Raw genomic sequence first — 24,680 nt, 5'->3', positions numbered from 1 at the left:
GCGCCGGCGGCCCCGCGCCGCCGGCCATCCCGGCAGGAGACCGGCATGAGCGCGAATGCGATGACACAGGACGAGCCCCCGCTGGGGGAGATGGTGGCCCTGCTGGGCTGGCCCTGGAAGCTGGCGCTGGGCCTGCTGCTGGCCACGCCCCTGCTGGCGCTGCTGCCGCAGACCGCGCTGCTGGCGCCGGGCGCCACCTGGCCGATGCCGGCGGCCCTGGCCAGCGCCACGGTCGCGGCGCTGCTGGCGCTGGGCAGCGGGCTGCAGATGCTGCGCGCCCTGCTGGGCAGCCCGCTGGGCGCCGCCCCGGGCGAGGCCGAGCCGGTCGCGGCGCCGGAGCTGGTGGCCGGGCTGCGCAGCCTGCTGGAGGAGCAGCGGCTGCAGATGCATGAGGCGACCGCCGCCGTCGGCCGCGCGGTCGCGACCGGCGCGCAGCTCTCCGGCCTGGCCCGCGCCGCCGAGAAGCAGCTGCGCCAGACGCTGGACCGCGCCGGCGAGGCGGGGGGCGAGGATGCCGGGGCGCTGCTGGCCTCACTGCGGCAGACCGTGTCCTGGGTCGATGCCGAGCTGGGCGCCGCCACGGCGCGGCTGATGACCATGGCCGAGCGGGCCGAGAAGGCGCAGCCCGGCGAGGCGCTGGCCTTCCAGCCTGGCGAGATCCTGCCGCAGCGCCTGGAGCGGGTGCTGCACCAGCTGGAACAGGCGCTGCCGCAGGCGGCGCTGTCGCGCATCGAGCATTGCGCCGAACGGCTGGAGGAGGCGGCCGCGCCGGCCCTGGCGCTGCCGGCGACCGCCACGGCGCTGGCCGAGGGCGTGGCGCGGCTGCAGGCGGCGGCCCAGGCGGTGGAGACGACGGTGGAGGGGGCGGGCAGGGCGCTCGGCCCGGTGCCGCAGAGCGCCGCGCTGCTGGCCGAGGCGGCCGGGACGCTGGGCGGCCAGCTGGAGGCCGCACTGGGGCAGGGGCGGCAGCTGGCGGCGCTGGCCGAGCGCGGCCAGGCGCTGCTGGATGCGGCCGAGCAGCGTCTGGGCAGCGCGCCGGCGACGACGGAGGGCGCGGGCGGCAGCGAGGCGCTGGCCGGCCAGATCCGCAGCCTCTCCGCCTATGTCGACCGGCTGCAGCGCAACGAGGCGACGCTGGGCGACGCCGCGCGCTACCTGACCGAGACCACCGACCGCTTCGCCGCCGGCGCCGGCACCATCGAGACCAGCGCGGTGCGGCTGCAGGCGCTGGTCAGCATCCTCGGCCAGCGCGACGCGCAGGCGGAGCTGCAGCCGGTGCTCGGGGCGCTGGAACGGCAGGTGGAAGCGGCCTCGCGGCTCGGCGATGCGCTGGATGGCACGCAGCGCCAGCTGGGCGAGATGCTGGCCGCCGCGGCCGAGGTGATGACGGCGCGGCCGGACAAGGCGCCGGACGGGGCAGGGGGCTGAGCCGCTCTGGCGGGTGCGGAGATTCTGACGTCAGAATCTCCACCCCCGTCAGGCTTCGAGCAGCGCCTCGATCTGCGCCCTGAGCGCCAGCAGGCGCCGCCGCTCGGCGGCGCTGAGCGGGGTCTCCTCGGCATGGCGCTGCTCCAGCGCCGCCTCCATCCGGTCGAACAGGGCGGCGCCGAGGCGGGCGGTCGACGGGCGCCCGGAAGCAGGCTCGGACGACAGCGCGGGCAGGGCAGGGGCGCTGCGCGCGGCGCGCAGGCCGCGCACCGTCAGCGTCCCGGCCTCCGCCTGGCGTAGCAGCTTCTCCCGCAGCGGTCCGTCCTCCAGCCGCGCCAGCTCCACCAGCAGGTTGCGCGGCAGGGTGACGGCGCGGGACAGGAAGTCCTCCGGCAGGGTCAGCAGGCGCAGCGTCGCGCTGATCTCGGCGGTGCTGCGGCCGAGCAGCGAGGCCGCCGCGACCTGGGTCATGCCGCGTGTCGCGAGCAGGCGCTGCAGGCCCCGCGCCTCCTCCTCCGGCGTCAGATCCTGGCGCTGCAGGTTTTCCAGCAGGGCGGCGAGCGCGGCATCGCCTTCATGCTCGATGGCCAGCAGGCTGGACCAGCCATTGTGCTTCGCCGCGCGGTAGCGGCGCTCGCCGGCGACCAGGATCCATTCGCCGCGCCGCTCGGGATGGCGGCGCAGCAGCACCGGCTGCAGCTGGCCCTCGGCCGCCATGGTGGCGGCCAGCGCCGCGATCTCCGCCGCGTCGAAATGCTTGCGCGGCTGGTCGGGGTCGGGGTGGATGCGCTCCAGCGGCGCCTCGAAACTGTGGCGGAAGCGGCTGTCCTGCGGCACCAGCCCCTCGGCCGCGGCGCCGATCACCGACATGGCGGCACCCAGCACGGGGGAGGCGGGACGGTTGCGGGCGCGGCTCATGCGCTTTCCTCCATGGGCGTCAGGCGGGCCTCGGGCAGGGCGGTGCCGCCCGCCAGCGCCGCGGCCAGCCGGGCATAGACGGCGACCGCCGCGGCGCCGGGCGAGGCTTCGAGCGCGATGCGGCCATTGCGCGCGGCATGGCCGAAAATGGCGGAGGAGGGCACCGGCTCCAGCACCGGGGCGCGGCCCTGCATGATGGCGACCAGCTGCTCCAGCACCTCGCGATCGACCGATTTGCGGGCGCCATACTGCGTCGGCAGGATGCCGGCCAGCCGCAGCGCCGGGTTCAGCCGCCGCTGCACCTTGCCGATGGTCGACAGGATCAGGCCGACGCCCATGCTGTCATAGGGTTCGGTGCGCACCGGGATGATGACGGCATCCGCCGCCGCCAGCCCCATCACCGTCAGCATGCCGAGATTGGGCGGCGCGTCGATCAGGATGGTGTCGTAGCGGCCGCGCACCGCCTCCAGCGCCTCGCGCAGCGCGACATCGAAGCCGGGCTCGCGCCGCCCATCGGTCTCGGCCAGCTCGATATGGCTCGGCGCCAGGTCGAAGGGGGCGCGGCCGGCCAGCAGCGGGTCGTCATGGCCGAGGATGGCCTGCTCCACCGGCTGGTCGCGCAGGATGACATGGGCCATGGTGCGGCCCTGGCGCCAGGCCTCGACATGGCCGGCGGCCAGCAGCGCGACCGAGGCGGTGGCCTGCGGGTCGAGATCGACCAGCAGCACGCGCTCCCCCTGCCGGGCCAGGCCGCAGGCCAGGTTCAGCGCCGACGTCGTTTTGCCGACGCCGCCCTTCTGGTTGGCCAGCACCAGGATGCGGGCATGGCGCGGCCTGGCATCCGCCAGGGCGGCGATGCTGCGCGCCACCTCCTCCGGGATCGGCTCGCGCCCATTCTCCCAGCGCGAGATGCGCGGCTTGTCATAGCTGCGGCCGAGCGCCGTGTTCAGCGCCTCCTTCAGCTCCGACTGGCTCAGCCTCAGCTGCTGGCGCAGCCTGCGCAGCGCGTCCCCGTCCATGCCGCCCCCCAGCGATCCGGGCGGGATTCTGACGTCAGAACCCGCCGGGCCGGAAGCTGCCAAAGCGGCACACCGCCGTCAACGTCAACTTGCAACGTTGACGGTTGATCCTCAATCGGCGCCGTAGCCGGGCTCCGGCGCGACCACGCGCGGGGCGAAGATGCGCGACAGGCAGCCCTGCATCGCCGCCTCCAGCGTGGCGGCCTCCCAGGTGACGGTCTCGCTCAGCGTGGCGGCGGCCGGCGCCAGGCCCGGCATCACCGCGGCATAGGGCAGGGTCTCCAGCTCGCAGCGATAGGCGCTGCCCTGCCGGCCCGGCCATTCGCGGATGAAGGCGGTCAGCAGATGCGTCCAGGGCTGGGTGGCGGAGACCGGACCGGCGGCGCTCAGATGCGCGCTGGTCCAGATGCGCGGCAGGCCGGCTTCGCGCTGCATCTCGACAAAGCCCGGCGCCACGCAGAGCACGGCGGCGCGATGCGCCTGGCCGGGCTGCGGCGGCATATGGGCCGCACCCAGGGCGGCGGCGATCGCATGCATCAGATCGGGCGCCGTGCCCTCGCTGAGCTGCGCGGCCTCGCCCAGGCTCGCCTCGCAGGGCCAGGTCTCGGTGCGCCAGGCGACCGGACCCGCCTCCTGCCAGCGGCCGCTCAGCGAGCGCAGCTCGCAGCGATGCCGGTGCGTCGCGCCCTCGGCATCGCGCGGCCAGCCCGGGGCTGCGGTGGTGAAGGAACAGGCCCGGCGCACCGGGCCTGGGATGTCGGCGCTTCCCTCGATCTCGATGAAATGCGGCGCGATGAAGCGCGGCACCTGCGTCAGGTCCATCCACTCGGGCTCCAGCGGCCGCCCCGCTCCGGTATCCTGCCTGGATGCGGGGCGCGACCGATCACGGACAGGTTACCGCAACGGCGTGCGTCTGCCGCAGGGCCGGTGCCTCATTTTTAAGGCTTGTCGCTTTTTATTGACGGATGGTTAATATGGGCCCGCGCGACAGGCCCGCCCCGGGCCGCCGCCCAGGTGACCGCCATGCCCCTCCGCCTCGCCACCCTGTCGCTGATGCTGTTGCTGCTGGCCGGGCTCGGCCTCGCCTGGCGCCATCAGGAGGCCGCCGCCGCCGCCGGTCCCGCCGGCGCCACGGCCCGGCCGGCCCCGCTGCTGCAGCTCGCCCCCGCCGAGCGGGCGGCGCGGCTGGCGAAGCTGTTCCAGGGCTAGCCCGTCAGGCGGGGTTGCGCTCGCGCTGCTCGCGCCGCAGCTGGTCGAGCATGTCCTGCAGCCGGACCAGGGCGGCCTCGGCCTGCTCGGCCCGCTGCGCCTGCTGCCGGCTCTGCCGCTGTTCGCGCAGCAGGGCGAGCTCCGCCTGCGCCACGCGCGCGGCCATGGCGTCCATGGCGCGTTCGATCGCCCGCTCGCGCCAGAATTGCGGCGGGGCGAGCCGCGAGACGGCCCGGGGCAGGGGGGCTGCCAGGCCCCGCCAGCCCTGGCCGATCTGCCGGGTCAGCGCGCGGCAGGGCGCCAGCCAGGCGGTCCCGGCCGCCCCTGCGTCACGCCGGGGCGCGCTCCGCAGCAGCAGGGCCGGGAGGGCGGGCATCAGCCGGCCTTGCCCGGCACCGGGACGGCGCGCAGCACGAACAGCCGGTGCGAGGCGATGTCGACCATGCGGCGCATGCGCTCGAGCCACACCTTCTCGGCCGCCGCCTCGCTGTGGAAGGGACCGTGCAGCTCTTCCGTGCCCTCTTCCAGATCCTGGAAGCTGGTATCCCGGAAGACCCCGCCCCAGACCACCCAGATCTCGCGGCCGTTCAGGGGATCACTCATCTGTCGTCCTTCCATGCAGGGCTGACGGCGCCACCCCGTTGCGGGGCCTGTCCTGGCGCCGACCTCATTAACGCGCGCAGCGGATGCGGATGCGCAGACGCTTCGCGGGGCCGGCACTGCCGCGCCCGGCTGCCATATGCCGCATTGCGGCATGGGCGTGGAAGGAGGCATCGGCCAATTCGCCGCGCCAGCCCACCAGCGAGGCCGCGAGGCCAAGCGCGATGCTGGCGAAACCGGCCAGCGCGCCCTCCTGCAGGCTGAGCCAGGGCAGGAAGGCCTCAGGGAAGATCAGGAAGCCGCTGCCCAGCAGCAGCAGGAGCGGGCCGATCAGCCGACCGTCGAGCATGGGGGGTTCTCCCGTCAGGGCCGCGGGGGGCGCGGCGGCGGCATTGTCGCGCATCGATTCGCCCGCTTCAAGATTTTTCGCATAGCCGCCCGCCGGGTGCTCGCGCCGCTGGGACTCCTTTGTCATGATCGAACCGAAATATTCGACGCGGCTTTTCTCGGCCGCGGGGCGTGTCGGCGTCACGACGAGCTATCGCGGTTGTCCATGGCCGGCTTTTACTTCCGGATCGATTGCGCCGACCGCAAATCAACCCGAGGTTGATATTTTGCCCTTCATGGCCGGACTGGACTCGTCCTTACGCCGACGCACCCGCGCACCGGCCCCCGGGCAGGGCGGCCAGGCGCGCCGTGCGCGCTGTCCCTCTCTGCCCTTCTAGCGTGTCACAGCAGTTGCAGAGTTATCAGGTCACAAGGTTATGGTGGCCGAAAACCCTTTTACTTTCAGTGATCTGCGGAGAAATTCGTCGGCGTTCCGACGAGGATGCGTCGGTGTCGGGCCGAGTCCGTGACGGCGTGGCGCCGAGTCCGCGTCGGCCAAAGGACGACGCTGTGTCGGCGTGGCGACGAGGAGCGCGCCGCCTGTCGGCGTCACGACGAGGGAAGCCTGTGGACAAGTGCCGCGCGGCCGCCCGACCCGCAGTGTCGGCGTCACGACGAGGGGGCGCGGCAAAAAGACTCGTCGCCACGCCGACAGGGCAGCAGGCAAGGCTGGCATCGCGCCGCGGGCTCGTCCAAAACGGAGGCGCAGGAGGCGTGGACGCGGCATGGACGATCAGCAGGCCTTCAATTTCGGCCCGACCGACAGCCCGCTGGTTGGCAAGGTCAAGGGCGACCGCAACACCATGGTCTACAACTTCTTCTCGCTGCGGCGGGAAAAGGAGACCGAGCTGCCCCGCTACGATGATGGCAAGACCTGGATCGAGGTGGTCGGCACCAAGCACGGCGTCGCCTCGATCTGGGACAAGGAGCTGCTGGTCTATTCGGCTTCGCTCATCGCCGACAAGATCAACCGCGGCGAGGCGCCATCCGCCCGCATCACCTTCACCGCGCATGACTTCTTCATCACCACCGGCAGCACGCCGGGCGGCTCGGCCTATGAGCGGCTCGAGGAATCGCTGGCGCGGCTGAAATCGACCTTCGTGCGCACCAATATCGAGACCGGCGGCGAGGGCGAGGATCGCGGCTTCGGCTGGCTCGACGAATACAAGATCCTCTACCGCCGCGGCCGCGACGGGCAGAAGCAGATGCGCGCGGTGGAGCTGACCCTCTGCGCCTGGCTGTTCCGCGCCATCGTGCAGGACAAGCATTTCCTGACCTACAGCCCGAAATATTTCGAGCTGCCGCCGGTGGCCAAGCGGCTCTATGAGATCGCCCGCAGCGGCCCGCCGGGCGGCTTCCGCATGGGGCTGTCCAAGCTGCGCAACCGCGTCGGCACCACGCAGGATCTGCGCCGCTTCAAGGCGGAGCTCGCCGCCTATGCCACGCACAAGCGCAGCCTGCCGGATTACGGCATCGCGCTGATCGACCCGCGGCTGCGCCGCGCGCTGGACAAGGGCTTCCCGAAGCCCGCCGGGCAGACGCCGCTGAAATCCTGGCTGGTCGCCTTCTACCCCACCACCAACATCACCGCGCTGACGCCGCTCGAGAGCATGCCGCTGCTCGAGGAGGATGATGTCGAGGCGGTGGAGGGTGCGGCCGAAATGGCGGAGGCGGCGCCGAAGCCGGCCGTCGCGGGGCGTCGCCGCGCCGCCTGAGGCGGGCCGAGCGGCAGAAGGGGAAGGGGCGGGCAGGGGATTCTTCCCCCACCCTCCCATCAGCGGCCGGCGCTTCCGCCAGCCAGGACCGCGGGCTTCGGCCCGCGGCTGCCGCGCCGCCTTCTGCGGCGCCAAGCCCTGCGGCGCCGCTCAGTTGTGCAGCGCGCTCTGCACCGTCACCGAGCCGTCGCGGCGGAACACCACGCCGCTCTGCGCCAGGATGTCCTGCACCTTGGCCAGCGTCCGGCTGGTGACATTGCCATCGCCCTCGATGCGGCTCAGCGTGTTGACCGAGACGCCGGCAGCGGCGGCGAGTTCGCGCATGCTCATGCCGAGGGCGGCGCGCGCCATGCGGCATTGGGAGGCCGAGATCAGCATCGCATCTCCTAGCGTCCAGGGGTCAGGTCGATATCGATTTCGCGCAGCTCCAGCGTGGGCGAGCTGCCGATCTTCACCCGCACATGGCCGCCGCGCGCCAGCTTGCGGATCTCCCGCAGGCAGGCATCCTGGATGCGCTGGGTGATGTCGTCGCCGAACACCGCCAGGCGGTCGGCGGTGATCTGCCGGCGCAGCCTGGCGGCGGCGATGCCGGCGCTGCCGCGCCGGCGATGGATCAGGGCGATCAGGGACATGTCCGGTTTCCTTCAGGCGAAGCGGAACAGCCGCCGCAGGAAGCCGCGCGGCTCGGCCAGCTCCGCCACCATGGCGGCCGCCGGCAGGCCGGCGGGCAGGCGGATCGGGCTGCGCTGCTCGCCCAGGAACCGGCCCACCGCCTCGCGATAGGCGCGGCCGGCATCGGTGCTGTCGTCCAGGCTCGCCGGCAGCCCGGCATTGGAGGATTTCAGCACCGCCTTGCTCTCCGGGATGACGCCCAGCAGCTCGGCCGAGAGGATGTCCTGGATGTCGGAGAGCGGCAGCATCTCGCCCTGCTTCACCCGCTCGGGGTCGAAGCGGGTGACCAGCAGATGCTCGCGCACCGGCTCGCGCCCCTCCTCGGCGCGTTTCGAGCGGGCGGCGACGAAGCCCAGGATGCGGTCGGCGTCGCGCACCGAGCTGACCTCGGGGTTGCAGACCACGATGGCGTGGTCGGCGTGGTACAGCGCCATCAGCGCGCCATGCTCGATGCCGGCGGGGCTGTCGCACAGGATGTAGTCGAATTCCTGGCGCAGCTCGGCCATCACCCGCGCCACGCCCTCGGCCGTCAGCGCGTCCTTCTCATGCGTCTGGGAGGTGGCCAGCACGTAGAGATTGTCGATCCGCTTGTCGCGGATCAGCGCCTGGCCGAGCTTGGCCTGGCCGCTCGCCACATGCAGGAAGTCGTAGACCACCCGCTTCTCGATGCCGAGGACGAGGTCGAGATTGCGCAGGCCCACATCGAAATCGGCCACGCAGACGCGGTGGCCGCGCAGCGCGAGCGCCGCGCCGAAGGCGGCGGTGGTGGTGGTCTTGCCCACCCCGCCCTTGCCGGAGGTGATGGTGATGACGGTCGCGGACATCGGGTTCTCCCTGTCTTCGTCTATCGGGCTTCGTCTGTCGGGCTTCGTCTGTCGGGTCGTTCTGGTGGGCGTCAGGGCAGGGGGGCGAAGCGCAGCCCGCCCTCGCGCAGCGCGAGCTGGGCGGGGCGGCCGACCCATGCCTCGGGGATCTCCTCGGCGCCGAGCCACAGCCCGGCGATCGAGACCAGCTCTGGGTCCATGATTTTCGCAAAGATCCGCGCATGCGGATCCTCGGCGATGCCGGCGCTGGCCGAGCCGCGCAGCGCGCCATAGACATGGATGCAGCCATCGGCCAGCAGCTGCGCCCCGCGCGAGACGGAATGCAGCACGATCAGATCGGCCTCCGCCGCGTAGATGCGCTGGCCGGAGCGCACCGGCTCGGTGACGACGACGCTGGGGCGGCGGGTGCAGGGCTCGGCCAGCTCCTGGCGCGGCTCGGCCTCCAGCATGCGGCCGAGGCCGGCGGCCAGCGCCGCCTGCTCCACCGCCGGGCGGGCGCCGCGGAAGGCGGCCGGGACCAGCCCCATGCGCCGCACCGCCTGGATCAGCCCGGCCAGGCGCGGCGCCGCGCTCTCCGGCAGGGCGCCGAGTTCCAGCAGCACGGGGGCGTGGCGGAAGAAGCTGGCGCTGGCGGCGAGCCTCGCGGCCAGCGCCGCCTCCAGCTCCGCCGCGTCGCCGGCGCCGATCTCCAGCGTCAGGAAGGGGCAGCTGCGCCCGCGCAGCCGCAGCGTGTCGTGGAGGGGCGCCGCCCTGGTGCTGTCCTGCATGGTCTCGCCTGCCTTCTGCCGGCGCCTGCGGGGCCCGGAACGCCCCGCCATGAGGCTTCCGGGAAATTTCGCATGAGCGCCTGATCCGGATAGAGGGCTTCGAAGTTTTTCGCAAGAGAAATCGATTTTGCCGCCACGCGTGGCGGCAGGCGAATCAGGCGGCGCTGAGCAGCGGCGCCACCCGGGTGGTGAAGCCGTGCCGCTGCGCGGCGGCCTCGGCCAGCCAGGCGCGGAACTGCGCCGGGCCGCGATAGGCGCCGTCCAGCCGCGCCTGGGCCACCGGCAAGGCGCGGCGGGCCAGCTGCGCCAGCACCACCCGGCGCATCGCCGGCGCCAGCTGCGCGGCTGGCGCCTCCGGCGCCGGCAGGCCGGCCGCCTGGCGGAAGGCCTCAGGGCTGCAATCGCCCTCCTCCGGCTCGGGCAGCTTCCCCAGCAGGCGGAGCCGCGCCCCGTCCCAGGCCAGCAGCCGCAGATCGTGCCGGTGGCTGCCGGGCGGCACGATATAGCCCAGCAGCGCGCCGGGCTCGGCGCGCAGCAGCGGCGAGAGCCAGTCCAGCGCCGCCTCCAGCAGCCCGCGCAGCGGCGGCAGGCTGGCCGAGGCCAGCAGATGCGGCCCGTCCTCCTCCTGCAGGATGCGCGAGCCGCCGGTCAGATGGTCCAGGCTCTCCCCGGTCAGCAGCAGCGCCGCCTCCGGCCAGCGGAACAGCGCGTGGCAGGGGGCGGGGCGGGGCAGCCGGCCGGCCAGCAGCGCCACCAGCGCCTCGGCCGCGTCGCGCGGCAGCGGCTGGCGCAGCGCCGCATCCAGCTCCAGCCGCGCCTGGCGCGGGGCGGCGCTCATGGCGCGCCGCCGGGCAGGGGGGGCCGCGGCAGGGCGGCGATGCGCCGCTCCGCCTGGCCGATCAGCGCGGCCAGCGCGGCCGGGTCGGCCGCCACCTCGCGCTGCAGCAGGCGCAGCGGCGGCTCGTCCTGCGGGTCCTCCTCCAGCACCATCAGGCGCAGCGGCAGCTCCGCCAGCACCGGGCCGAGCAGCCCGCCCTGGTAGCTCAGCGCCACGCGCGGCAGGCCGGGGCCGGCGGCGAGCAGCGCCGCCAGCCGCTCGACCAGCGCATCGAACTCGGCCTCGCTGGCCTCGGCGGCGACGAGGTCGAGCAGTTCGCGCCCCTCCTCGACAAGGCTGGCCTCGCCCGGGCCGCGTCGGTTGATCTGCATCCGGCTTCTCCTGAAGCGATCGACCCTGGCTCTCTGCCATGCCGGCCCTGCCCTCGTCCATGATTTTTCGCAGAACGTCGCCATTCGCGGCGTGGCGGAGTTCGTTGACGGGGCGCGCGGGAAATGTGTAGCTGATTCCTCAACCCATGCGGGAGAAAGGCGCCATGATCCCCCCGGCCGCTCCGCTCGCCACGCCGCCCGCCCCCCTGGCCGACACGCCTTTCGGCCGGACGCCAGGGCTGGATCTCGGCACCGGGGAGGGCATGGCGATGCTGCGCCAGTTCGACGCCAGGCTGCGCCGGCTGGGCGAGGCGGCGCAGCGGGCGGCGGTGCGCGAGCTGGCCTGCCGGGTGCCGCTGGCCGACCGCGCCGAGGGGCTGCTGGTGCTGCCGGGCGGCGCACTGGCGCTGCGCCAGGGGGGGCGGGTGCTGCTGGCCGAGCCGGGCTCGGCCGCGGCGCTGCAGGGGGCGGCGCTGGATGCGCTGCGCCGGCTGCTGCCGCATTGCTCCGGCCTGTCCAGCGTGGTGCATGGCCCGGCCGGGCTCAGCCATCGCCCCGGCCTGCCGCCCGCCGCCGCCGCCCAGGCGATGACGCTGCTGCCCGAGGGCGCGGCGCTGGCGCCGCTGCTGCCGCGCGCGCTGGGCTGGGAGGGGCCGGCGCTGCTGCGCTGGTGCCCCGGCGGGGCCGTCGCCTGGCGCATGGCGCCGGCGCCGCCGGAGCTGGCGCTGGGCGCCAGCGTCGCCGGCGAGGCGCTGCCGCGCGATGGCGCGCCGCTCTCGCCCGAGGCCTGGGACCTGCCGGAGGGGGATGACCGCTTCCCGCTCTTCTCCACCGGGCTGTTCGCGCATCTGGACGAGCTGCTGGGCAATGAGGTGAGCGACCGGCTGCGCTACGCGCTGATCGCCTGCTGGACCGATGGCGAGGATTGCCTGGCCAGCCGGCTGGCCGATGCGGTCGGGCTGCTGCCGGGCGGCTTCGCCTCGCCCTGGGACCGGCCGGCCGGGCTGGCCGCGCTGGAGCAATGGCCGCGCGCCGCGGCGCTGCTGGCCGAAGCCGAGGCGGCGCTGCTGCTCGGCATCGCCGCCGCCGATTGGGGCGAGGCCTGGCGGCCGGCGCGGCGCCACGCCTTCCTGCGCGCCGCGCGCCCGGCCCTCTCCGCCGACCCGGCGGCGCTGCTGCTGCCCGAGGACCCGCGCAGCGGCCCCTATGCGCTGCGGCTGCTCGGCGCCGATCGCGAGATGCGCGCCGGCGGCAGCGATGCGGCGCTGCTGGCCGGCCTGGCCGAGGTGGCGCCGGGCGGCCCGGCGGCGGCGCTGCGCCTGGCGCGCGGCCTGGCCCAGGCCTGCGGCGCGCCGGTGCGGCTGCTGGTGCCCTGCTGGGGGCTGTCGCAGCTCTGCCTGCCGGCGGAGGCGGGTGGTGCCGGCGCGCCGGAGCGCGTGGGGTCCGAGCGCCTGGGCAATGCCGCCTGGTTCGGCGGCTGAGAGCGCGGCCGGCGGAGGCCGGTGCGAGGCGCAGCGCGTGCGCAAAACTTCTTGCGAAAAATCGGAGGCGGCGCGAAAGATGCGGCCGGAACGCAGAAGGGGGACCGGCGCGTGAGAATCCTGGTTGTCGACGACTACCCGACCATGCGGCGCATCGTGCGAAACCTGCTCGACCAGATCGGCTACAAGGATGTCGAGGAGGCGGGGAACGGCGCTGAGGCGCTCGAGAAGATCAAAGTCTCGCGCTACGACCTGGTCATCTCCGACTGGAACATGGAGCCGATGACCGGGCTGGAGCTGCTGAAGGAGGTTCGCGGCGATGCGAATCTCGCCAAGATGCCCTTCATCATGGTGACGGCCGAGAGCAAGACGGAAAACGTCGTGGCCGCCAAGCAGGCCGGCGCCTCGCAGTACATCGTGAAGCCGTTCACGGCGGAAACGCTGAGGGCGAAGATCGCATCCGTCGTGGGTTGAGGGGGCAGCGTGAGCCAGACGTCATCGCCCGCTGCCGGGCTGGCCCGCATCTCCGGGCATGCCGCGGCCATCGCCGGCGAGGTCGACAAGCTGCTGGGCCTGGGCTCGGCGGGGGATGCGGCCTCGATCGACAAGCTGGCCCAGGCACTGGATGAAATGCGCGGCATGTCGAAGCTGCTGGCGGAGACGCGGGCCGAGGTGATCGGCCTCTCGCCGCCGCCGGTCGGGCTCGGCGACACGCTGGACGCCGTGGTGGTCGACACCGAGGGCGCCGCCTTCGAGATCCTGCGCCAGGCCGAGCGTGCCCAGGCGGCGGCGGGGCGGCTCTATGCCGGCACCTCGACCGACACCCGCGCCGACCTGGCCGAGGTGAACGACGCCGCCACCAGCATCGTCCTCGCCTGCGCCTTCCAGGACATCACCGGCCAGCGGCTGCGCAAGATCCTCTCCACCATGCGCGCCGTCGAGGCGCGGGTGACCACGCTGGTCGGGCTGATGGGCATCCAGCCCGAGGAAGCCAGCAGCGAGGTCTGGGAGGCGCCGAAGGATGGCCGCAATGACAGCCATCTGCTGAACGGGCCGAGCTCCTCCGCCCAGGGCGGGCTGGGCCAGAGCGCCGTCGACGACCTGTTCGGCTGACCGCCCGGCGGCGCTGCCGCCGATCCGCCGCATGCCTCCCCTGGCGCCGTCGCGCCAGGCTTCCGCCGCCCCTGGCGCCATCGCGCCAGATCTCCGCCGCCCTGGCGGCGCGACAGGGAAGAACTCCATGGCTCCAGCGATCGGTTCCGAGATGGCCGGCCTCGGCCGCCCGCCCATCCAGGGCGACGTCCCGCGCGCACCCGGCCAGCCCGCCCCGGCGGGGGCGGGCCTGCCCGGCTTCGCCCAGCTGCTGGCCGGGGTGATGGCCGGGCCGGAGGGCGCGCCGCCGGGCCTCGCCGCCGGCGCGGCGGCGCCGCCCGCCGCGCTCGCCGCACCTTCCGCCGGCCCGTCCGCCGGCCCGTCCGCTGCCCCCCCCGAGCCAGCGGCGCCGCCCGACCTGGCCCAGTCCGGCCTGCCCTGGGATCTGCTGGCGGCCGCGGCGGAGGAGGCGGGGCAGCTCGCCGCGCTGCGGCAATGGCCGGGCCCCTCCGGCTGGCCGCCCGCGCCGCCCCCGGCCGAGCCGGAGGCCCTGGCCGACCTGCCCGCGCCGCCGCCGGTCCCGGCCCTGCAGGCCGCGGCGCCGGATGCGTCGCTGCTGCCCGGCCTGGCGGCGCTGCCGCCCGCCCTCTCCGGCGCCGCCCCTGCGGCCGAGGCGCCGGCTGGCGATGCCGCCGCGCCGGCCATCCTTGCCGCCATGCCGGTCGCGCGCCCCGCCGTGCCGCCGGCCGCACCCGCCGCTGCCTCATCCCCTGGCACCGCGCCGGTCCGTGGGCTCCCCGACCCGGCGCCACTGCCCGCCGCGCCGGCCGCCCTGGCCGAGGCGCCGCCCGGCCTGCCCCTGCCGGCGGCGCCCCCGGCCGCCGGGCAGCCCGGCCCGGCCGCGACAAACGGCCGCGCGCCGGAGCCGGCCCTGCCCGGCCTGCCGGCGGCGCCGCCCGCCCCGGCGGCGGAGGCGCAGCAGGCCGCGGCCACCCTGGCCGCCGCCGTCCTGCCCACCGGCCTGCCGCCCGCCGCGGCGGCGGAGGCCTCGCCGCCGCCGGCCATGGCCGCTCCGCTGGCCGCCCCTCTGGCCGCCCTCCCGGCAACCGCCCTGGCCACCCCCATGCCGCCGGGGGGCACCGCGCGGCCGGCCGCCGCGCCGCGCCCCGATCCGGCCGGCAGCGCAACGCCCGCCCCGCCGGAGAACCCGCTGCCGCCGGCCGTCCCGGCGGCGCCGGGCGCGGCCGCCGCCGCGCGGGCCGAGGCCGCGGCGCCCGAACCCCTGCCGCCGCTGCGCGAGGAGGCCGTGCCCGCGCTGGCCGCCCGCCCGGCCGAGCCGCCGCCCTGGCCCGTCGCTCCGCCGCCGGCCGGGGCCGCACCGGCCGCCGCGGCGGCGGCCCCCGCCTTCACGGTGCCCACCGCGCCGCCGCATCTGCAGCGCATCGCCGCCGAGGCCGGGCCGCAGCTGGTGCTGCGCCTGAGCCGGGCGGCCGAGCAGGGGGAGGAGACGGTCTCCGTCGCGCTGAACCCGCCGGAGCTCGGCAAGGTCGAGCTGCGGCTGACCTTCCGCGAGGGCCAGGTGCATCAGGTGGTGATGGCCGCCGAGCGCGCCGACACCTTCGAGGCGCTGCGCCAGGACCGGCCGGGCCTGCTGCAGCAGATGGAGCAGGCCGGGCTGCAGCTCGGCCAGTCGGGCCTCGACCTGCAGCATGGCGCGCTGCCGCGGCAGGAGGCTGAGGCGGAGCTCGCCGCGCGGCTCGGCCAGGCCGGCGGCGAGGCCGCCGCCGAGGCCGGGGCGGAAGCGGGCGGGGCGCCGCGCCGCCCGCCTTCCGACAGCCTGATCGACCTCATCGCCTGAGCCGCGCATCGCCGGGAGACCCAGCCATGGCCACCACCAGCCCTGTCGGTGCCACCAGCGCCGCCGCCAACACCAGCACCACCACACCGGCGCTGACCAGCAATACGCCGCCCACCACCCAGCTGCCCAGCGCCAGCAGCGCCGATTTCGACCGCTTCCTGAAGCTGCTGACGGCGCAGATGCAGTTCCAGGATCCGATGAACCCCACGGATGCGACGCAATTCGTGGCGCAGCTGGCGCAATTCTCCCAGGTGGAGCAGCAGACCAAGACCAACACGCTGCTGCAGGGCATCGCCGCCACCCTCTCCGGCCAGGCCAATCTGGCGGAGAATGCTGCGCTGCTCGGCAAGGCGGTGAAGACGCAGTCGGAGACGGTGAGCGTGCCCGAGGGCGGCGGCAGCGTGCCGCTGACCATCGATGTCGCCAGCGGCACGCTGCGCAATCTGCGGCTTGAGGTGCTGGATGCGCGCGGCGACGTGCTGCGCCGGGTGAACCTGACCGCCGGCACCAACCAGCTGAATTTCGACGGCAAGGACGGCAATGGCAATGCGCTGACGCCGGGCCGCTACACCGCCCGCGTGGTCGGCGATGACGAGACCGGCAAGCGCCAGACCGCCGGCAGCCTGACGATGAGCGGCAAGGTGACGGAGCTGCGCCGCGACAGCAATGGCACGCTGCAGCTGGTGCTGGACAATGGCGCGGTGATCGGCGCCGGCGAGGTCACGCGCCTCGGCGGCTGAGCCTGGCCGTCAGGCGGCGTCCTCCGCCGCCGCCAGCCGGCGCCGCCATTCGGCGCGGCTGGCCTCCAGGATGCGGTCGGACAGCGCCGGATCATCCACCGCGCGCGCCAGCATCATGGCGCCGACCAGGCCGGCCATCAGCGCCAGGGCCTGATCCTCCCGGGCCTGATCCTCGCTGGCCTGGTCCTTTCGGGCCTGGTCCTCTCGGGCCCGGCCCTTGCCGCCCGGCAGCAGCGCGGCCAGCGGCGCGATCTTGCGGCGCAGCCCCTCGGTGAAGGCGTGGCGCACCGGAGGGGGCTGGCGCGACACCTCGCAGCCCAGCGCCGCCATGGCGCAGCCCTGGCCCGGCGCGTCGCGATGCGTGGGCGAGAGATAGCGCGCCAGCACCGCCTCCAGCGTCGGCTCCGGCCCGCCCTCGCTGCCGATGCGGTGGAGCAGGCCGCGCTCCAGCGCCGCCTCCAGCGCCGCCGCCGCCAGCCGCTCCTTCGAGCCGAAGCGGCTGTACAGCCCGCCATGGGTCAGCCCCGCCGCCTCCGACAGCGCATCGACGCCGACCCCCGACAGGCCGCGCTCGCGGAACAGCCGCGAGGCCTGTTCCAGGATGCGCGCCCGGTTCTCCGCCGCCTGTTCGCGGGACACCCGCATGGCCTGCCTCCTGCTGCGATGCGGCGTGAAACCGCTTGACAGGATTTAGTGGCGCTCGCCATCAATGTCAAAGATTACGATCGCCATCAAAACCCGTCGCGGAGTCCTCCCATGTCCTCCCCCTCCAATATTGCCCTGGTCACCGGCGCCTCCTCCGGCATCGGCGCCGTCTATGCCGAGCGCCTGGCGCGGCGCGGCCATGACCTGCTGCTGGTCGCCCGCGGCGCCGCGCGGCTGGAGGCGCTGGCCGGGCGGCTGCGCCGCGAGACCGGCCGCCAGGTCGAGACCCTGGCCGCCGATCTGCAGGACCCGGCGGCGGTGGAGGCGCTGGCCGCCAGGCTGCGCGACGATGCCGCCATCACCCTGCTGGTGAACAATGCCGGCATGGCCCAGGCGGGCGGCGTGCTGCAGACCGATCCGGCGCGGCTCGGCGCCATGCTGCAGCTCAATGTGCTGGCGGCGGCGCGGCTGGCGCAGGCGGCGGCGTCGGCCTTCCAGGCGCGGGGCGGCGGCACGCTGGTCAATATCGCCTCGGTGCTGGCCGTGGCGCCGGAGCTGTTCAACGGCGCCTATGCCGCCAGCAAGGCCTTCCTGCTGGTGCTGAGCCAGGGGCTGGCGGCGGAGCTGCAGGGCAGCGCCGTGCGGGTGCAGGCGGTGCTGCCCGGCGCCACCCGCACCCCGATCTGGGACAGCGCGGGCGTCGACCTCGCCAGCTTCCCCGCCGGGATGGTGATGGCGCCGGAGGCGATGGTCGATGCCGCGCTGGCCGGGCTGGATGCCGGGGAGCTGGTCACCATCCCCTCCCTGCCCGAGCTCGCCGATTGGCAGGCGGTGGAGGCGGCGCGGCTGGCCCTGGCGCCCAACCTGTCGCGCGACACCCCGGCGCCGCGCTACCTGCCGGCCGCGGCGTGAGCGCGGTGCTGCCGGCCGCCGCCGGCCTGGTGGAGGCAGGGGCGGCGCCGCCCCCGCCGGCCCGCGCCCTCGACCCGCGCACCCGGCGCATGCTGCAGGACCCGATCCTGCCCATGCTGCTGCGCATGGCCTGGCCCAACCTGCTGATCATGCTGGCCCAGGCCTCGACGGGCCTGATCGAGACCTGGTGGATCGCCCGCCTGGGCACCGATGCGCTGGCCGGCATGGCGCTGGTCTTCCCGCCGGTGATGCTGATGCAGATGATCTCGGCCGGCGCGCTGGGCGGCGGCATTTCCTCCGCCATCGCCCGGGCGCTGGGCGCCGGGCGGCGGGATGCCGCCGATGCGCTGGTGCTGCACGCGCTGCTGGCCAGCACGGCGATCGGCCTTTTCTTTTCCCTGGCCATGCTGCTCTGGGGCGAGGCGCTGTACCGCGCCATGGGGGCGGAGGGCGGGGCGCTGCAGGCGGCGCTGGCCTATTCCGACATCGTCTTCCTGGGCAATCCGCTGCTCTGGCTGATGAACGGGCTGGCCAGCGTGATCCGCGGCACCGGCAACATGCTGGTGCCGGCGCTGGTGATCTGCGCCGGCGTCGCGCTGCTGGTGCCGCTCTCGCCGCTGCTGATCTACGGGCTCGGCCCGCTGCCGGGCTTCGGCATCGCCGGCGGCGGGCTGGCGCTGGTCGCCTTCTACGTCATGGGGGTTGTCGTGCTCGGCTGGTATGTGCTGTCCGGACGCAACCTGGCGCGGCTGCGCTCGGTGCGGCCGCGCTGGGCGCCGCTGGCCGACATCCTGCGCATCGGCGCGGTCGGCGCCGTCTCCTCGCTGCAGACCAACGTCACCATCGCGCTGCTGACCGGCATGGTCGCCGCCCAGGCGGGGCGCGACGCGGTGGCCGGCTTCGGCACCGGCGCGCGGCTGGAATATCTGCTGGTGCCGCTGGCCTTCGGGCTGGGCGCGCCGCTGGTGGCGCTGGTCGGCACCAATATCGGCGCCGGCCAGCCGCAGCGCGCCTTGCGCATCGCCTTCACCGGCGGCGCCGTTGCCTTCCTCATCACCGGCACGATCGGGCTGCTCGCCGCGCTCTGGCCGGTCGCCTGGCTGTCGCTGTTCAGCGCCGAGCCGGCGATGCTGCAGACCGGCAGCCTGTATCTGCGGCTGGTCGGGCCGGCCTATGGCTTCTTCGGGCTGGGGCTGGCGCTCTACTTCGCCTCGCAGGGCGCCGGGCGGCTGGGCTGGCCGCTGGCCAGCGGCTTCCTGCGCATGGTGGTGGCGCTTGGCGGCGGCTGGCTGGCGCTGCACCTCACCGGCTCGCTGGCGGCGCTGTTCCTCGCCGCCGCCCTTGGCCTGGTGCTGTATGGCAGCACGCTGGCGCTTGCGCTGTGGCGCGGCGCCTGGACGCGGCCGCGCTGATCTCCCCCCCGCTTGCGCACGCCGCCCCGCCGCGTGAGGCTGGCGGCCAAGCAAGCATGGGAGGAACACATGTCTCAGGCAAGGCCGCATCCGGCGGAGGCGCTGCGCGCCGCGCTGGCCCAGGGGCTGGTGATGGCGCCGGGCGCGCCGGATGCGCTGACCGCGCGCATGATCGCGCAGGCCGGTTTCCCGGCGCTCTACATGACCGGGCTCGGTGCCAATGCGGCGCGGCTCGGCCTGCCCGATCTCGGCTTGATGAGCGGCAGCGAGATGGTGGCGCAGGCGCGCGACCTGACGCGCGCCGTCACCATCCCCGTCATCGCCGATGCCGACACCGGCTATGGCGGCGTGCTGAACATCCGCCGCACGGTGCAGGACTACGCCCAGGCCGGGGTGGCCGCCCTGCATCTGGAGGACCAGCAGAGCCCGAAGCGCTGCGGCCAGCTGGCCGGCATCCGCCTGGTGCCGGCCGAGGAGGCGGCGCTGCGCCTGCGCGCCGCGCTCGCCGCCCGCGGGGCGGAGAAGCTGCTGGTGATCGGCCGCACCGATGCGCTGCCGGCCATGGGCATGGCGGAGGCGCTGGACCGCGCCCGGCGCTACCAGGATGCGGGGGTGGATCTGGTCTTCGTCGATGGCGTGAAGCGCCTCGCCGAGCTGGAGGAGATCGCCCGCGCTCTGCCGGGCCCCAAGGTGGTCAGCATCGTCGACGGCACCGAGACCGTCGCGCTGCGCGCCGAGGAACTGCAGCAGATGGGGTTCAGCCTGGCGCTCTACGCCGTCTCCACCTTGTTCACCGCGATCCGCGCCATCGGCGAGACGCTGGCCGCGCTGCGGTGCGAGGGCAGCACGGCCTCCCGCGCGCCCGCCATGGCGAGCTATGCCGAGTTCGCGGCCGTGGTCGGGCTCGCCGAGCAGCAAGGCTGGGCGGAGGAATTCGGCGGCTGAGCCGGGCGGCGGGGCGATCCGCCGCCCGGTGCCGGTCAGGCGGCCTCGGCCAGCGGGGCGAGCTGCGCGGCGCGCGCCGCCAGCCGGGCGCGCAGCGCGGCGGGCAGCTGGCGCTGCGACTTCACGCGCGGCAGCGCCATCTCGCCGGTCGGCTCCGGTCTCGCGCCATAGAGGGCCAGGAACTCGGCGTGATTGTCGAAGCGGGCGCGGGTGACGTTGTCGACGAAGCTTTCCGCCGGCGTGCCCTCGGCCAGCAGCAGCCCGTGCGCGGCCAGCTCGACATGGTAGTAGGTGAAGCGCTCGGCCGGCCAGGGCTCCTGGCGGATGCTGTGGCCATTGACCAGCGCATGCGCCTGCACCAGCAGCCCGTCGAGCAGCAGCGCGTGGTCGGGCGAGACCAGCAGGTCGCGCTGCGGCAGCCCCTCGGCCAGGGCCCCGGCGCGGATGCGGATGGGCGCGGCGCGGGCAGGGTCGGCGAAGCGGCTGACGATGCTCTGCCGGCCGATCCAGCGCACCGCCTGCAGCGAACCATCGGCACAGCGCACCCGGTCGCCGATGGCGAGCTCCTCCACCGCGCGCTCGCCGCCCTCACAGGCGATGGCGGTGCCGGCCAGGAAGCAGATGGCGTAGTCCGCGGCGGTCGGGGTGACGGTGTCGGACAGGCTGCGCGGCGTTTCGGAAAGCAGGAAATGGGTTTCGCCATCGTCCAGCAGCACGACGACACCATCGCCGGAATAGCCCAGATAGGTGACGATGCCGAACATGTTGTGCGACAGCTGCTCGCCCGGCGCGAGGGTGGCATTGCCTGCGCCAAACTCTGTCAGGGTGGAGGGCTGGGTGACGCTGTAATTGATGCCGTAGCTGCCATCCCCGTTCGGGGTGAGCAGGTTGAAATAGGCGGTGCTGTAGCTGGCCATGGCGAGTCCCTAGCGGCAGGCGATGCGCCTGTCTGCGGGTCGTTCCTTGACGAGACATGAACCCGCTTTGGCGCATGCCAGGGAAGCGGCCGGGTGCGCCGTGGCGCCCCGACCGCGATCCCGCTAGGCCTCCAGCCGCATCAGGCTGGCATTGCCGCCGGCGGCGGCGGTGTTGATGGAGATGGAGCGCTCGGCCAGCAGCAGCTCCAGCGGGTAGTCGGCGCCGGCAGCCAGCGCGGCGGGGCTGAGGGCCAGCAGCGGGCGCACCGCGCCCTCCGCCGCCGCCAGCGCGCCCGCCAGGGCGAGCAGCGCCGCGCCCTCGGCCTCCGCCAGCACGGCATCGCAATCGGCCGGCACGCCGGGGCCGGCGATCGCAATTCGGGTGCGCAGCCCCTCCGGCAGCGCCTCCACCCGCGCCAGCAGAAAAGAATCGGCCTGCAGCGCCACGCGGTTGCCGGTGGCCAAAGCGGCGCCGAGCTGGCGCCACAGCCCGGCCTCGCTCACCGGGCGGCAGAGCAGCGTGCCGCGCGGCTGCAGCAGATAGCGGTTGCGCTCGCCGACCGGCCCGGGAAGGTCCAGCGCCAGGCCGAGCCGGCTGCGCGCCGCCTGGGCGGCGCAATGCGCGGCGGCCTCCGTCTGGCCATTCGCCGCCAGCCAGTCGCGGAAGCCGAGCGCCGCGGGTGCCGGGGCGGGCGCGGCGGGCAGCGGCGGCTCGGCGGGCGCCTCCACCATCAGGCGGCGCAGATAGAGCGGCCCGCCCGCCTTCGGCCCGGTGCCAGAGAGGGCATGGCCACCGAAGGGCTGCACGCCGACCACGGCGCCGATGATGTTGCGGTTGACATAGACATTGCCGGCCGGCGCCGCCTCGGTGAGTGCGGCCACCGTCTCGTCGAGCCGCGTGTGCAGGCCGAAGGTCAGCGCATAGCCGGTGGAGGCGATGTCGCGCAGCAGATCGGGCAGCGCCTCGCGCCGCCAGCGCAGCACATGCAGCACGGGGCCGAACACCTCGCGCGTGAGGGAGGAAAGACTGTCCAGCTCGATCAGCGTCGGCGCCACGAAATGCCCGCGCGCGGCGCCCTCCGGCAGCGGCAGGGCGTGCACCGGGCGGCCGGCCGCGCGCATCGCGGCGATGTGGCCCTCGATGCCCGCGCGCGCGCCCTCGCTGATCACCGGGCCGATATCGGTGGACAGCGCGTCGGTGCGGCCGAGCGAGAGTTCCGCCATGGCGCCGCGCAGCATGGTCAGGATGCGCTCCGCCGCCTCCTCCTGCAAACAGAGCACGCGCAGCGCCGAGCAGCGCTGCCCGGCGCTATCGAAGGCCGAGGCCAGCACATCCGCCACCACCTGCTCCGGCAGGGCCGAGCTGTCGACGATCATGGCGTTCTGCCCGCCGGTCTCGGCGATCAGCGGCACGGGGCGGCCATCGCGGCCGAGCCGCTGCGCCAGGCTGCGATGGATCGCCTGCGCCACCTCGGTGGAGCCGGTGAACATCACCCCCTGCACCCGCGCATCGCCGACCAGCGCGGCGCCCACCTCGCCCTCGCCGGGCAGCAGCTGCACGGCGCCCTCGGGTAGCCCGGCCTCGTGCAGCAGGGCGATGGCCTGGGCGGCGACCAGCGGCGTCTCCTCGGCCGGCTTGGCCAGCACCACATTGCCGGCGGCCAGCGCCGCCGCGACCTGGCCGGTGAAGATCGCCAGCGGGAAGTTCCAGGGCGAGATGCACAGCACCGGGCCGAGCGGGCGGGCCGCCTCACCCTGCAGCGCGCGCGCCTGGGTGGCGTAGTAGCGCAGGAAATCCACCGCCTCGCGCAGCTCGGACACCGCATTGGGCAGCGACTTGCCGGCCTCGCGGATCAGCGTGGCGAAGAGTTTGGGCGCGCGCGCCTCCATGAGGTCGGCGGCGCGTTCCAGCAGGGCGGCGCGGTCCGCCGCGGGCGTTGCCGCCCAGGCCGGGGCGGCGGCCTCGGCACGCTCCAGCGCGGCGTGCAGCGCGGCCGGGCCGGCCTCCTCGACATGGCCGACGAGATCGGCGGCATCGGCCGGGTTGCGGATCTCGCGCGGGGGCAGCGTGCCGCCGGGCGCGGGCGGCATCGGCGCGGCGCGCAGCGGCGTCGCGGCGGCATCGCGCATGGCGCTGGCCAGCATGGCCAGCCCGTCCTCATCGGCCAGGTCGAAGCCGCGCGCATTGCGGCGATCCGCGAACAGGGCAGGGGGGGCGGCGATGCGGTCATGCGGCCGGCCGACCGGGCTCAGCGCGGCGGCGGCCTCCACCGGATCCTCGAGCAGCGCGGCGACCGGCACCGCCTTGTCATGGATGCGGTTGACGAAGGAAGTGTTGGCGCCGTTCTCCAGCAGCCGGCGCACCAGATAGGCCAGCAGCGTCTCATGCGTGCCGACGGGGGCGTAGATGCGGCAGGGGCGGTTCAGCTTCTCCGCCCCCACCACCTCCTCATAGAGCGGCTCGCCCATGCCGTGCAGGCACTGGAATTCGTATTGCGCCGGCGTCCAGCGCGCCGGGTCGGCCATGCTGTGGATGGCGGCGAGCGTCAGCGCGTTGTGGGTCGCGAATTGCGGGAAGATGGCGTCCGGCGCCGCCAGCAGCTTGCGCGCGCAGGCGAGGTAGGAAACATCCGTGTGGATCTTGCGCGTATAGACAGGGAAATCGGCGAGGCCGTCGAGCTGCGCGCGCTTGATCTCGCTGTCCCAATAGGCGCCCTTGACCAGCCGCACCATCATGCGCCGCCCGCTGCGCCGCGCCATGTCGATGACGCAGTCGAGCACATAGGGCGCGCGCTTCTGATAGGCCTGCACGACGAAGCCGATGCCGTTCCAGCCCGCCAGCGCCGGGTCCTGGCAAAGGCCCTCCAGCAGCTCCAGCGACAGCTCCAGCCGGTCGGCCTCCTCGGCATCGATGTTGAGGCCGATATCGTAGCGGCGCGCGAGCTGCGCCAGGCCCTGCAGCCGCGGCAGCAGCTCGGCCAGCACGCGGGCGCGCTGGGCGCGGGCATAGCGCGGATGCAGCGCCGAGAGCTTGATCGAGATGCCCGGCCCCTCGATCAGCCCGCGCCCGGCCGAGGCGGTGCCGATCGCATGGATCGCCTTCTCATAATCGCCGAGATAGCGCGCCGCATCGGCGGCGTTCATCGCCGCCTCGCCCAGCATGTCGTAGGAATAGCGGAAGCCCTTCGCCTCCAGCTTGCGGGCGCGCGAGAGGGCGGCGTCGATGGTCTGGCCGGTGACGAATTGCTCGCCCATCAGCCGCATGGCGATGTCGACGCCGCGGCGGATCACCGGCGCGCCGGCGCGGGCCAGCAGTTTTGTGAGTGCCTCGCCCAGCCCCTGGCTGCTGTCGCCCTGGCCCGTGAGCTTGCCGGTGACCACCAGCCCCCAGGTCGCCGCATTGACGAAGAGCGAAGGCGACTGGCCGAGATGCGCGCGCCAATCGCCATGGCCGAGCTTGTCGCGGATCAGCGCGTCGCGCGTCGCCGCGTCGGGGATGCGCAGCAGGGCCTCGGCCAGGCACATCAGCGCGATGCCCTCCTGGCTGGACAGGGAGAATTCCTGCACCAGCGCCTCGACCCCGCCGCGCTGCGGCTTGGCGCGCAGCGCCTCCACCAGCCGGCGCGCCAGGGCGCCGCTGGCCTGCCGCTCGGCGGGGGAGAGGCGGGCGGCCTCAATCAGCTTCGGCAGGCAGTCCGGCTCCGGAAGGCGGGTCGCGGCGGTGATGGCGCGGCGCAGCGCGTCGCGCGGCGCGGCATCGGCCAGGAAGGCGGCGAAGGGGGCGGGGGAAGGGGCGTCGGCGGGGCGCATCCAGGCTCTCCAGGCTCCGGCGCGGCCGCCGGGATCGGAAGAAAAGGCTACGCCGTGCCGCGCCGGATCCCTACGTGACGTTTTGGCCGTTCTGCCATAGGATATCAGGGCAAACCCTGA

At 74.4% G+C, this 24,680-nt stretch carries 26 protein-coding genes; 11 read left to right on the top strand and 15 right to left on the bottom strand.

Annotated features, from left to right (window positions below; translation table 11 throughout):
- Positions 1 to 45: 45 nt before the first annotated feature.
- The gene (locus tag QE401_RS00210) at positions 46 to 1,428 is read left to right on the top strand and encodes a hypothetical protein (RefSeq protein WP_307136236.1); all 1,383 of its coding nucleotides are present in this window, start codon (positions 46 to 48) and stop codon (positions 1,426 to 1,428) included.
- A gap of 48 nt (positions 1,429 to 1,476) precedes the next feature.
- On the opposite strand, the gene QE401_RS00205 is transcribed toward QE401_RS00210, so the two are convergent.
- The 3 genes from QE401_RS00205 to QE401_RS00195 all read right to left on the bottom strand — a co-directional run bounded on the left by QE401_RS00205 (position 1,477) and on the right by QE401_RS00195 (position 4,187).
- A complete protein-coding gene (locus tag QE401_RS00205) occupies positions 1,477 to 2,346 on the bottom strand; it encodes a ParB/RepB/Spo0J family partition protein (protein WP_307136235.1) in 870 nt (289 codons plus the stop codon).
- A complete protein-coding gene (locus tag QE401_RS00200; protein ID WP_307136234.1) occupies positions 2,343 to 3,365 on the bottom strand; it encodes a ParA family protein in 1,023 nt (340 codons plus the stop codon). Before QE401_RS00200 ends, QE401_RS00205 begins: the two co-directional genes overlap by 4 nt.
- 111 nt (positions 3,366 to 3,476) lie before the next feature.
- Complete coding sequence (locus QE401_RS00195; RefSeq protein WP_307136233.1) at positions 3,477 to 4,187, bottom strand: hypothetical protein; 711 nt, start codon at positions 4,185 to 4,187, stop codon at positions 3,477 to 3,479.
- 201 nt (positions 4,188 to 4,388) lie between these two features.
- Between QE401_RS00195 and QE401_RS00190 the strand changes: the two genes are divergently transcribed.
- Entirely contained in the window at positions 4,389 to 4,574 is a 186-nt protein-coding gene (locus tag QE401_RS00190; RefSeq protein ID WP_307136232.1) for a hypothetical protein, read from the top strand.
- Between the two features lie 4 nt (positions 4,575 to 4,578).
- Here the strand turns inward: QE401_RS00190 and QE401_RS00185 are convergent, their stop codons facing one another.
- The 3 genes from QE401_RS00185 to QE401_RS00175 form a co-directional block, all read right to left on the bottom strand.
- Positions 4,579 to 4,950 carry a hypothetical protein gene (locus tag QE401_RS00185; RefSeq protein ID WP_307136231.1) on the bottom strand — a complete coding sequence of 124 codons (372 nt, stop codon included), beginning with the start codon at positions 4,948 to 4,950 and terminating at the stop codon, positions 4,579 to 4,581.
- Complete coding sequence (locus tag QE401_RS00180) at positions 4,950 to 5,177, bottom strand: DUF4170 domain-containing protein (RefSeq protein ID WP_307136230.1); 228 nt, start codon at positions 5,175 to 5,177, stop codon at positions 4,950 to 4,952. The genes QE401_RS00185 and QE401_RS00180 overlap by 1 nt, the downstream gene beginning before the upstream one ends.
- A 67-nt stretch (positions 5,178 to 5,244) precedes the next feature.
- Positions 5,245 to 5,706, bottom strand: a complete 462-nt coding sequence (locus QE401_RS00175) for a hypothetical protein (protein WP_307136229.1) — start codon at positions 5,704 to 5,706, stop codon at positions 5,245 to 5,247.
- A gap of 580 nt (positions 5,707 to 6,286) precedes the next feature.
- On the opposite strand from QE401_RS00175, the gene QE401_RS00170 reads away from it, so the two are divergent.
- Entirely contained in the window at positions 6,287 to 7,276 is a 990-nt protein-coding gene (locus QE401_RS00170) for a replication initiator protein A (protein WP_307136228.1), read from the top strand.
- Between the two features lie 150 nt (positions 7,277 to 7,426).
- Here the strand turns inward: QE401_RS00170 and QE401_RS00165 are convergent, their stop codons facing one another.
- From QE401_RS00165 to QE401_RS00140, 6 genes are all read right to left on the bottom strand, one after another.
- The gene (locus QE401_RS00165) at positions 7,427 to 7,654 is read right to left on the bottom strand and encodes a helix-turn-helix domain-containing protein (RefSeq protein ID WP_307136227.1); all 228 of its coding nucleotides are present in this window, start codon (positions 7,652 to 7,654) and stop codon (positions 7,427 to 7,429) included.
- An 8-nt stretch (positions 7,655 to 7,662) separates the two neighbouring features.
- Positions 7,663 to 7,908: a hypothetical protein gene (locus QE401_RS00160; protein ID WP_307136226.1), complete on the bottom strand. Its 246-nt coding sequence runs from the start codon at positions 7,906 to 7,908 to the stop codon at positions 7,663 to 7,665.
- A gap of 12 nt (positions 7,909 to 7,920) precedes the next feature.
- Complete coding sequence (gene minD / locus QE401_RS00155; protein WP_307136225.1) at positions 7,921 to 8,772, bottom strand: septum site-determining protein MinD; 852 nt, start codon at positions 8,770 to 8,772, stop codon at positions 7,921 to 7,923.
- 71 nt (positions 8,773 to 8,843) lie between these two features.
- A complete protein-coding gene (gene minC, locus QE401_RS00150; protein ID WP_307136224.1) occupies positions 8,844 to 9,539 on the bottom strand; it encodes a septum site-determining protein MinC in 696 nt (231 codons plus the stop codon).
- A 154-nt stretch (positions 9,540 to 9,693) separates the two neighbouring features.
- The gene (locus QE401_RS00145; RefSeq protein WP_307136223.1) at positions 9,694 to 10,377 is read right to left on the bottom strand and encodes a hypothetical protein; all 684 of its coding nucleotides are present in this window, start codon (positions 10,375 to 10,377) and stop codon (positions 9,694 to 9,696) included.
- Complete coding sequence (locus QE401_RS00140) at positions 10,374 to 10,748, bottom strand: hypothetical protein (RefSeq protein ID WP_307136222.1); 375 nt, start codon at positions 10,746 to 10,748, stop codon at positions 10,374 to 10,376. Before QE401_RS00140 ends, QE401_RS00145 begins: the two co-directional genes overlap by 4 nt.
- A 164-nt stretch (positions 10,749 to 10,912) precedes the next feature.
- On the opposite strand from QE401_RS00140, the gene QE401_RS00135 reads away from it, so the two are divergent.
- The 5 genes from QE401_RS00135 to QE401_RS00115 all read left to right on the top strand — a co-directional run bounded on the left by QE401_RS00135 (position 10,913) and on the right by QE401_RS00115 (position 15,919).
- Positions 10,913 to 12,229 carry a hypothetical protein gene (locus QE401_RS00135; RefSeq protein ID WP_307136221.1) on the top strand — a complete coding sequence of 439 codons (1,317 nt, stop codon included), beginning with the start codon at positions 10,913 to 10,915 and terminating at the stop codon, positions 12,227 to 12,229.
- Positions 12,230 to 12,340: 111 nt separating this feature from the next.
- On the top strand, positions 12,341 to 12,703 hold the full coding sequence (locus QE401_RS00130; protein ID WP_307136220.1) for a response regulator: 363 nt from the start codon (positions 12,341 to 12,343) through the stop codon (positions 12,701 to 12,703).
- Positions 12,704 to 12,712: 9 nt separating this feature from the next.
- Positions 12,713 to 13,342 (top strand): protein phosphatase CheZ, encoded by a 630-nt coding sequence (locus QE401_RS00125; protein WP_307136219.1) that lies wholly within the window; start codon positions 12,713 to 12,715, stop codon positions 13,340 to 13,342.
- A gap of 127 nt (positions 13,343 to 13,469) precedes the next feature.
- Entirely contained in the window at positions 13,470 to 15,179 is a 1,710-nt protein-coding gene (locus QE401_RS00120; RefSeq protein ID WP_307136218.1) for a flagellar hook-length control protein FliK, read from the top strand.
- Positions 15,180 to 15,205: 26 nt separating this feature from the next.
- Positions 15,206 to 15,919, top strand: coding sequence for a flagellar hook assembly protein FlgD (locus QE401_RS00115; protein ID WP_307136217.1), 714 nt, complete (start codon positions 15,206 to 15,208; stop codon positions 15,917 to 15,919).
- Between the two features lie 9 nt (positions 15,920 to 15,928).
- On the opposite strand, the gene QE401_RS00110 is transcribed toward QE401_RS00115, so the two are convergent.
- Positions 15,929 to 16,564: a TetR/AcrR family transcriptional regulator gene (locus QE401_RS00110; protein WP_307136216.1), complete on the bottom strand. Its 636-nt coding sequence runs from the start codon at positions 16,562 to 16,564 to the stop codon at positions 15,929 to 15,931.
- A gap of 111 nt (positions 16,565 to 16,675) precedes the next feature.
- Between QE401_RS00110 and QE401_RS00105 the strand changes: the two genes are divergently transcribed.
- From QE401_RS00105 to QE401_RS00095, 3 genes are all read left to right on the top strand, one after another.
- Complete coding sequence (locus QE401_RS00105) at positions 16,676 to 17,476, top strand: SDR family NAD(P)-dependent oxidoreductase (protein ID WP_307136215.1); 801 nt, start codon at positions 16,676 to 16,678, stop codon at positions 17,474 to 17,476.
- On the top strand, positions 17,473 to 18,888 hold the full coding sequence (locus tag QE401_RS00100) for an MATE family efflux transporter (protein ID WP_307136214.1): 1,416 nt from the start codon (positions 17,473 to 17,475) through the stop codon (positions 18,886 to 18,888). The genes QE401_RS00105 and QE401_RS00100 overlap by 4 nt, the downstream gene beginning before the upstream one ends.
- A gap of 69 nt (positions 18,889 to 18,957) precedes the next feature.
- Positions 18,958 to 19,833 carry an isocitrate lyase/PEP mutase family protein gene (locus tag QE401_RS00095; RefSeq protein ID WP_307136213.1) on the top strand — a complete coding sequence of 292 codons (876 nt, stop codon included), beginning with the start codon at positions 18,958 to 18,960 and terminating at the stop codon, positions 19,831 to 19,833.
- 35 nt (positions 19,834 to 19,868) lie between these two features.
- Here the strand turns inward: QE401_RS00095 and QE401_RS00090 are convergent, their stop codons facing one another.
- Positions 19,869 to 20,750 carry a Hint domain-containing protein gene (locus QE401_RS00090; RefSeq protein ID WP_307136212.1) on the bottom strand — a complete coding sequence of 294 codons (882 nt, stop codon included), beginning with the start codon at positions 20,748 to 20,750 and terminating at the stop codon, positions 19,869 to 19,871.
- 123 nt (positions 20,751 to 20,873) lie between these two features.
- Positions 20,874 to 24,560, bottom strand: coding sequence for a trifunctional transcriptional regulator/proline dehydrogenase/L-glutamate gamma-semialdehyde dehydrogenase (gene putA, locus QE401_RS00085; protein WP_307136211.1), 3,687 nt, complete (start codon positions 24,558 to 24,560; stop codon positions 20,874 to 20,876).
- Positions 24,561 to 24,680 lie beyond the last annotated feature (120 nt).

It is taken from the genome of Pseudoroseomonas cervicalis (assembly GCF_030818485.1).
GTDB classification, from domain to species: Bacteria; Pseudomonadota; Alphaproteobacteria; order Acetobacterales; family Acetobacteraceae; genus Pseudoroseomonas; species Pseudoroseomonas cervicalis_A.
This window is presented reverse-complemented; position numbering and strand designations above follow the sequence as displayed.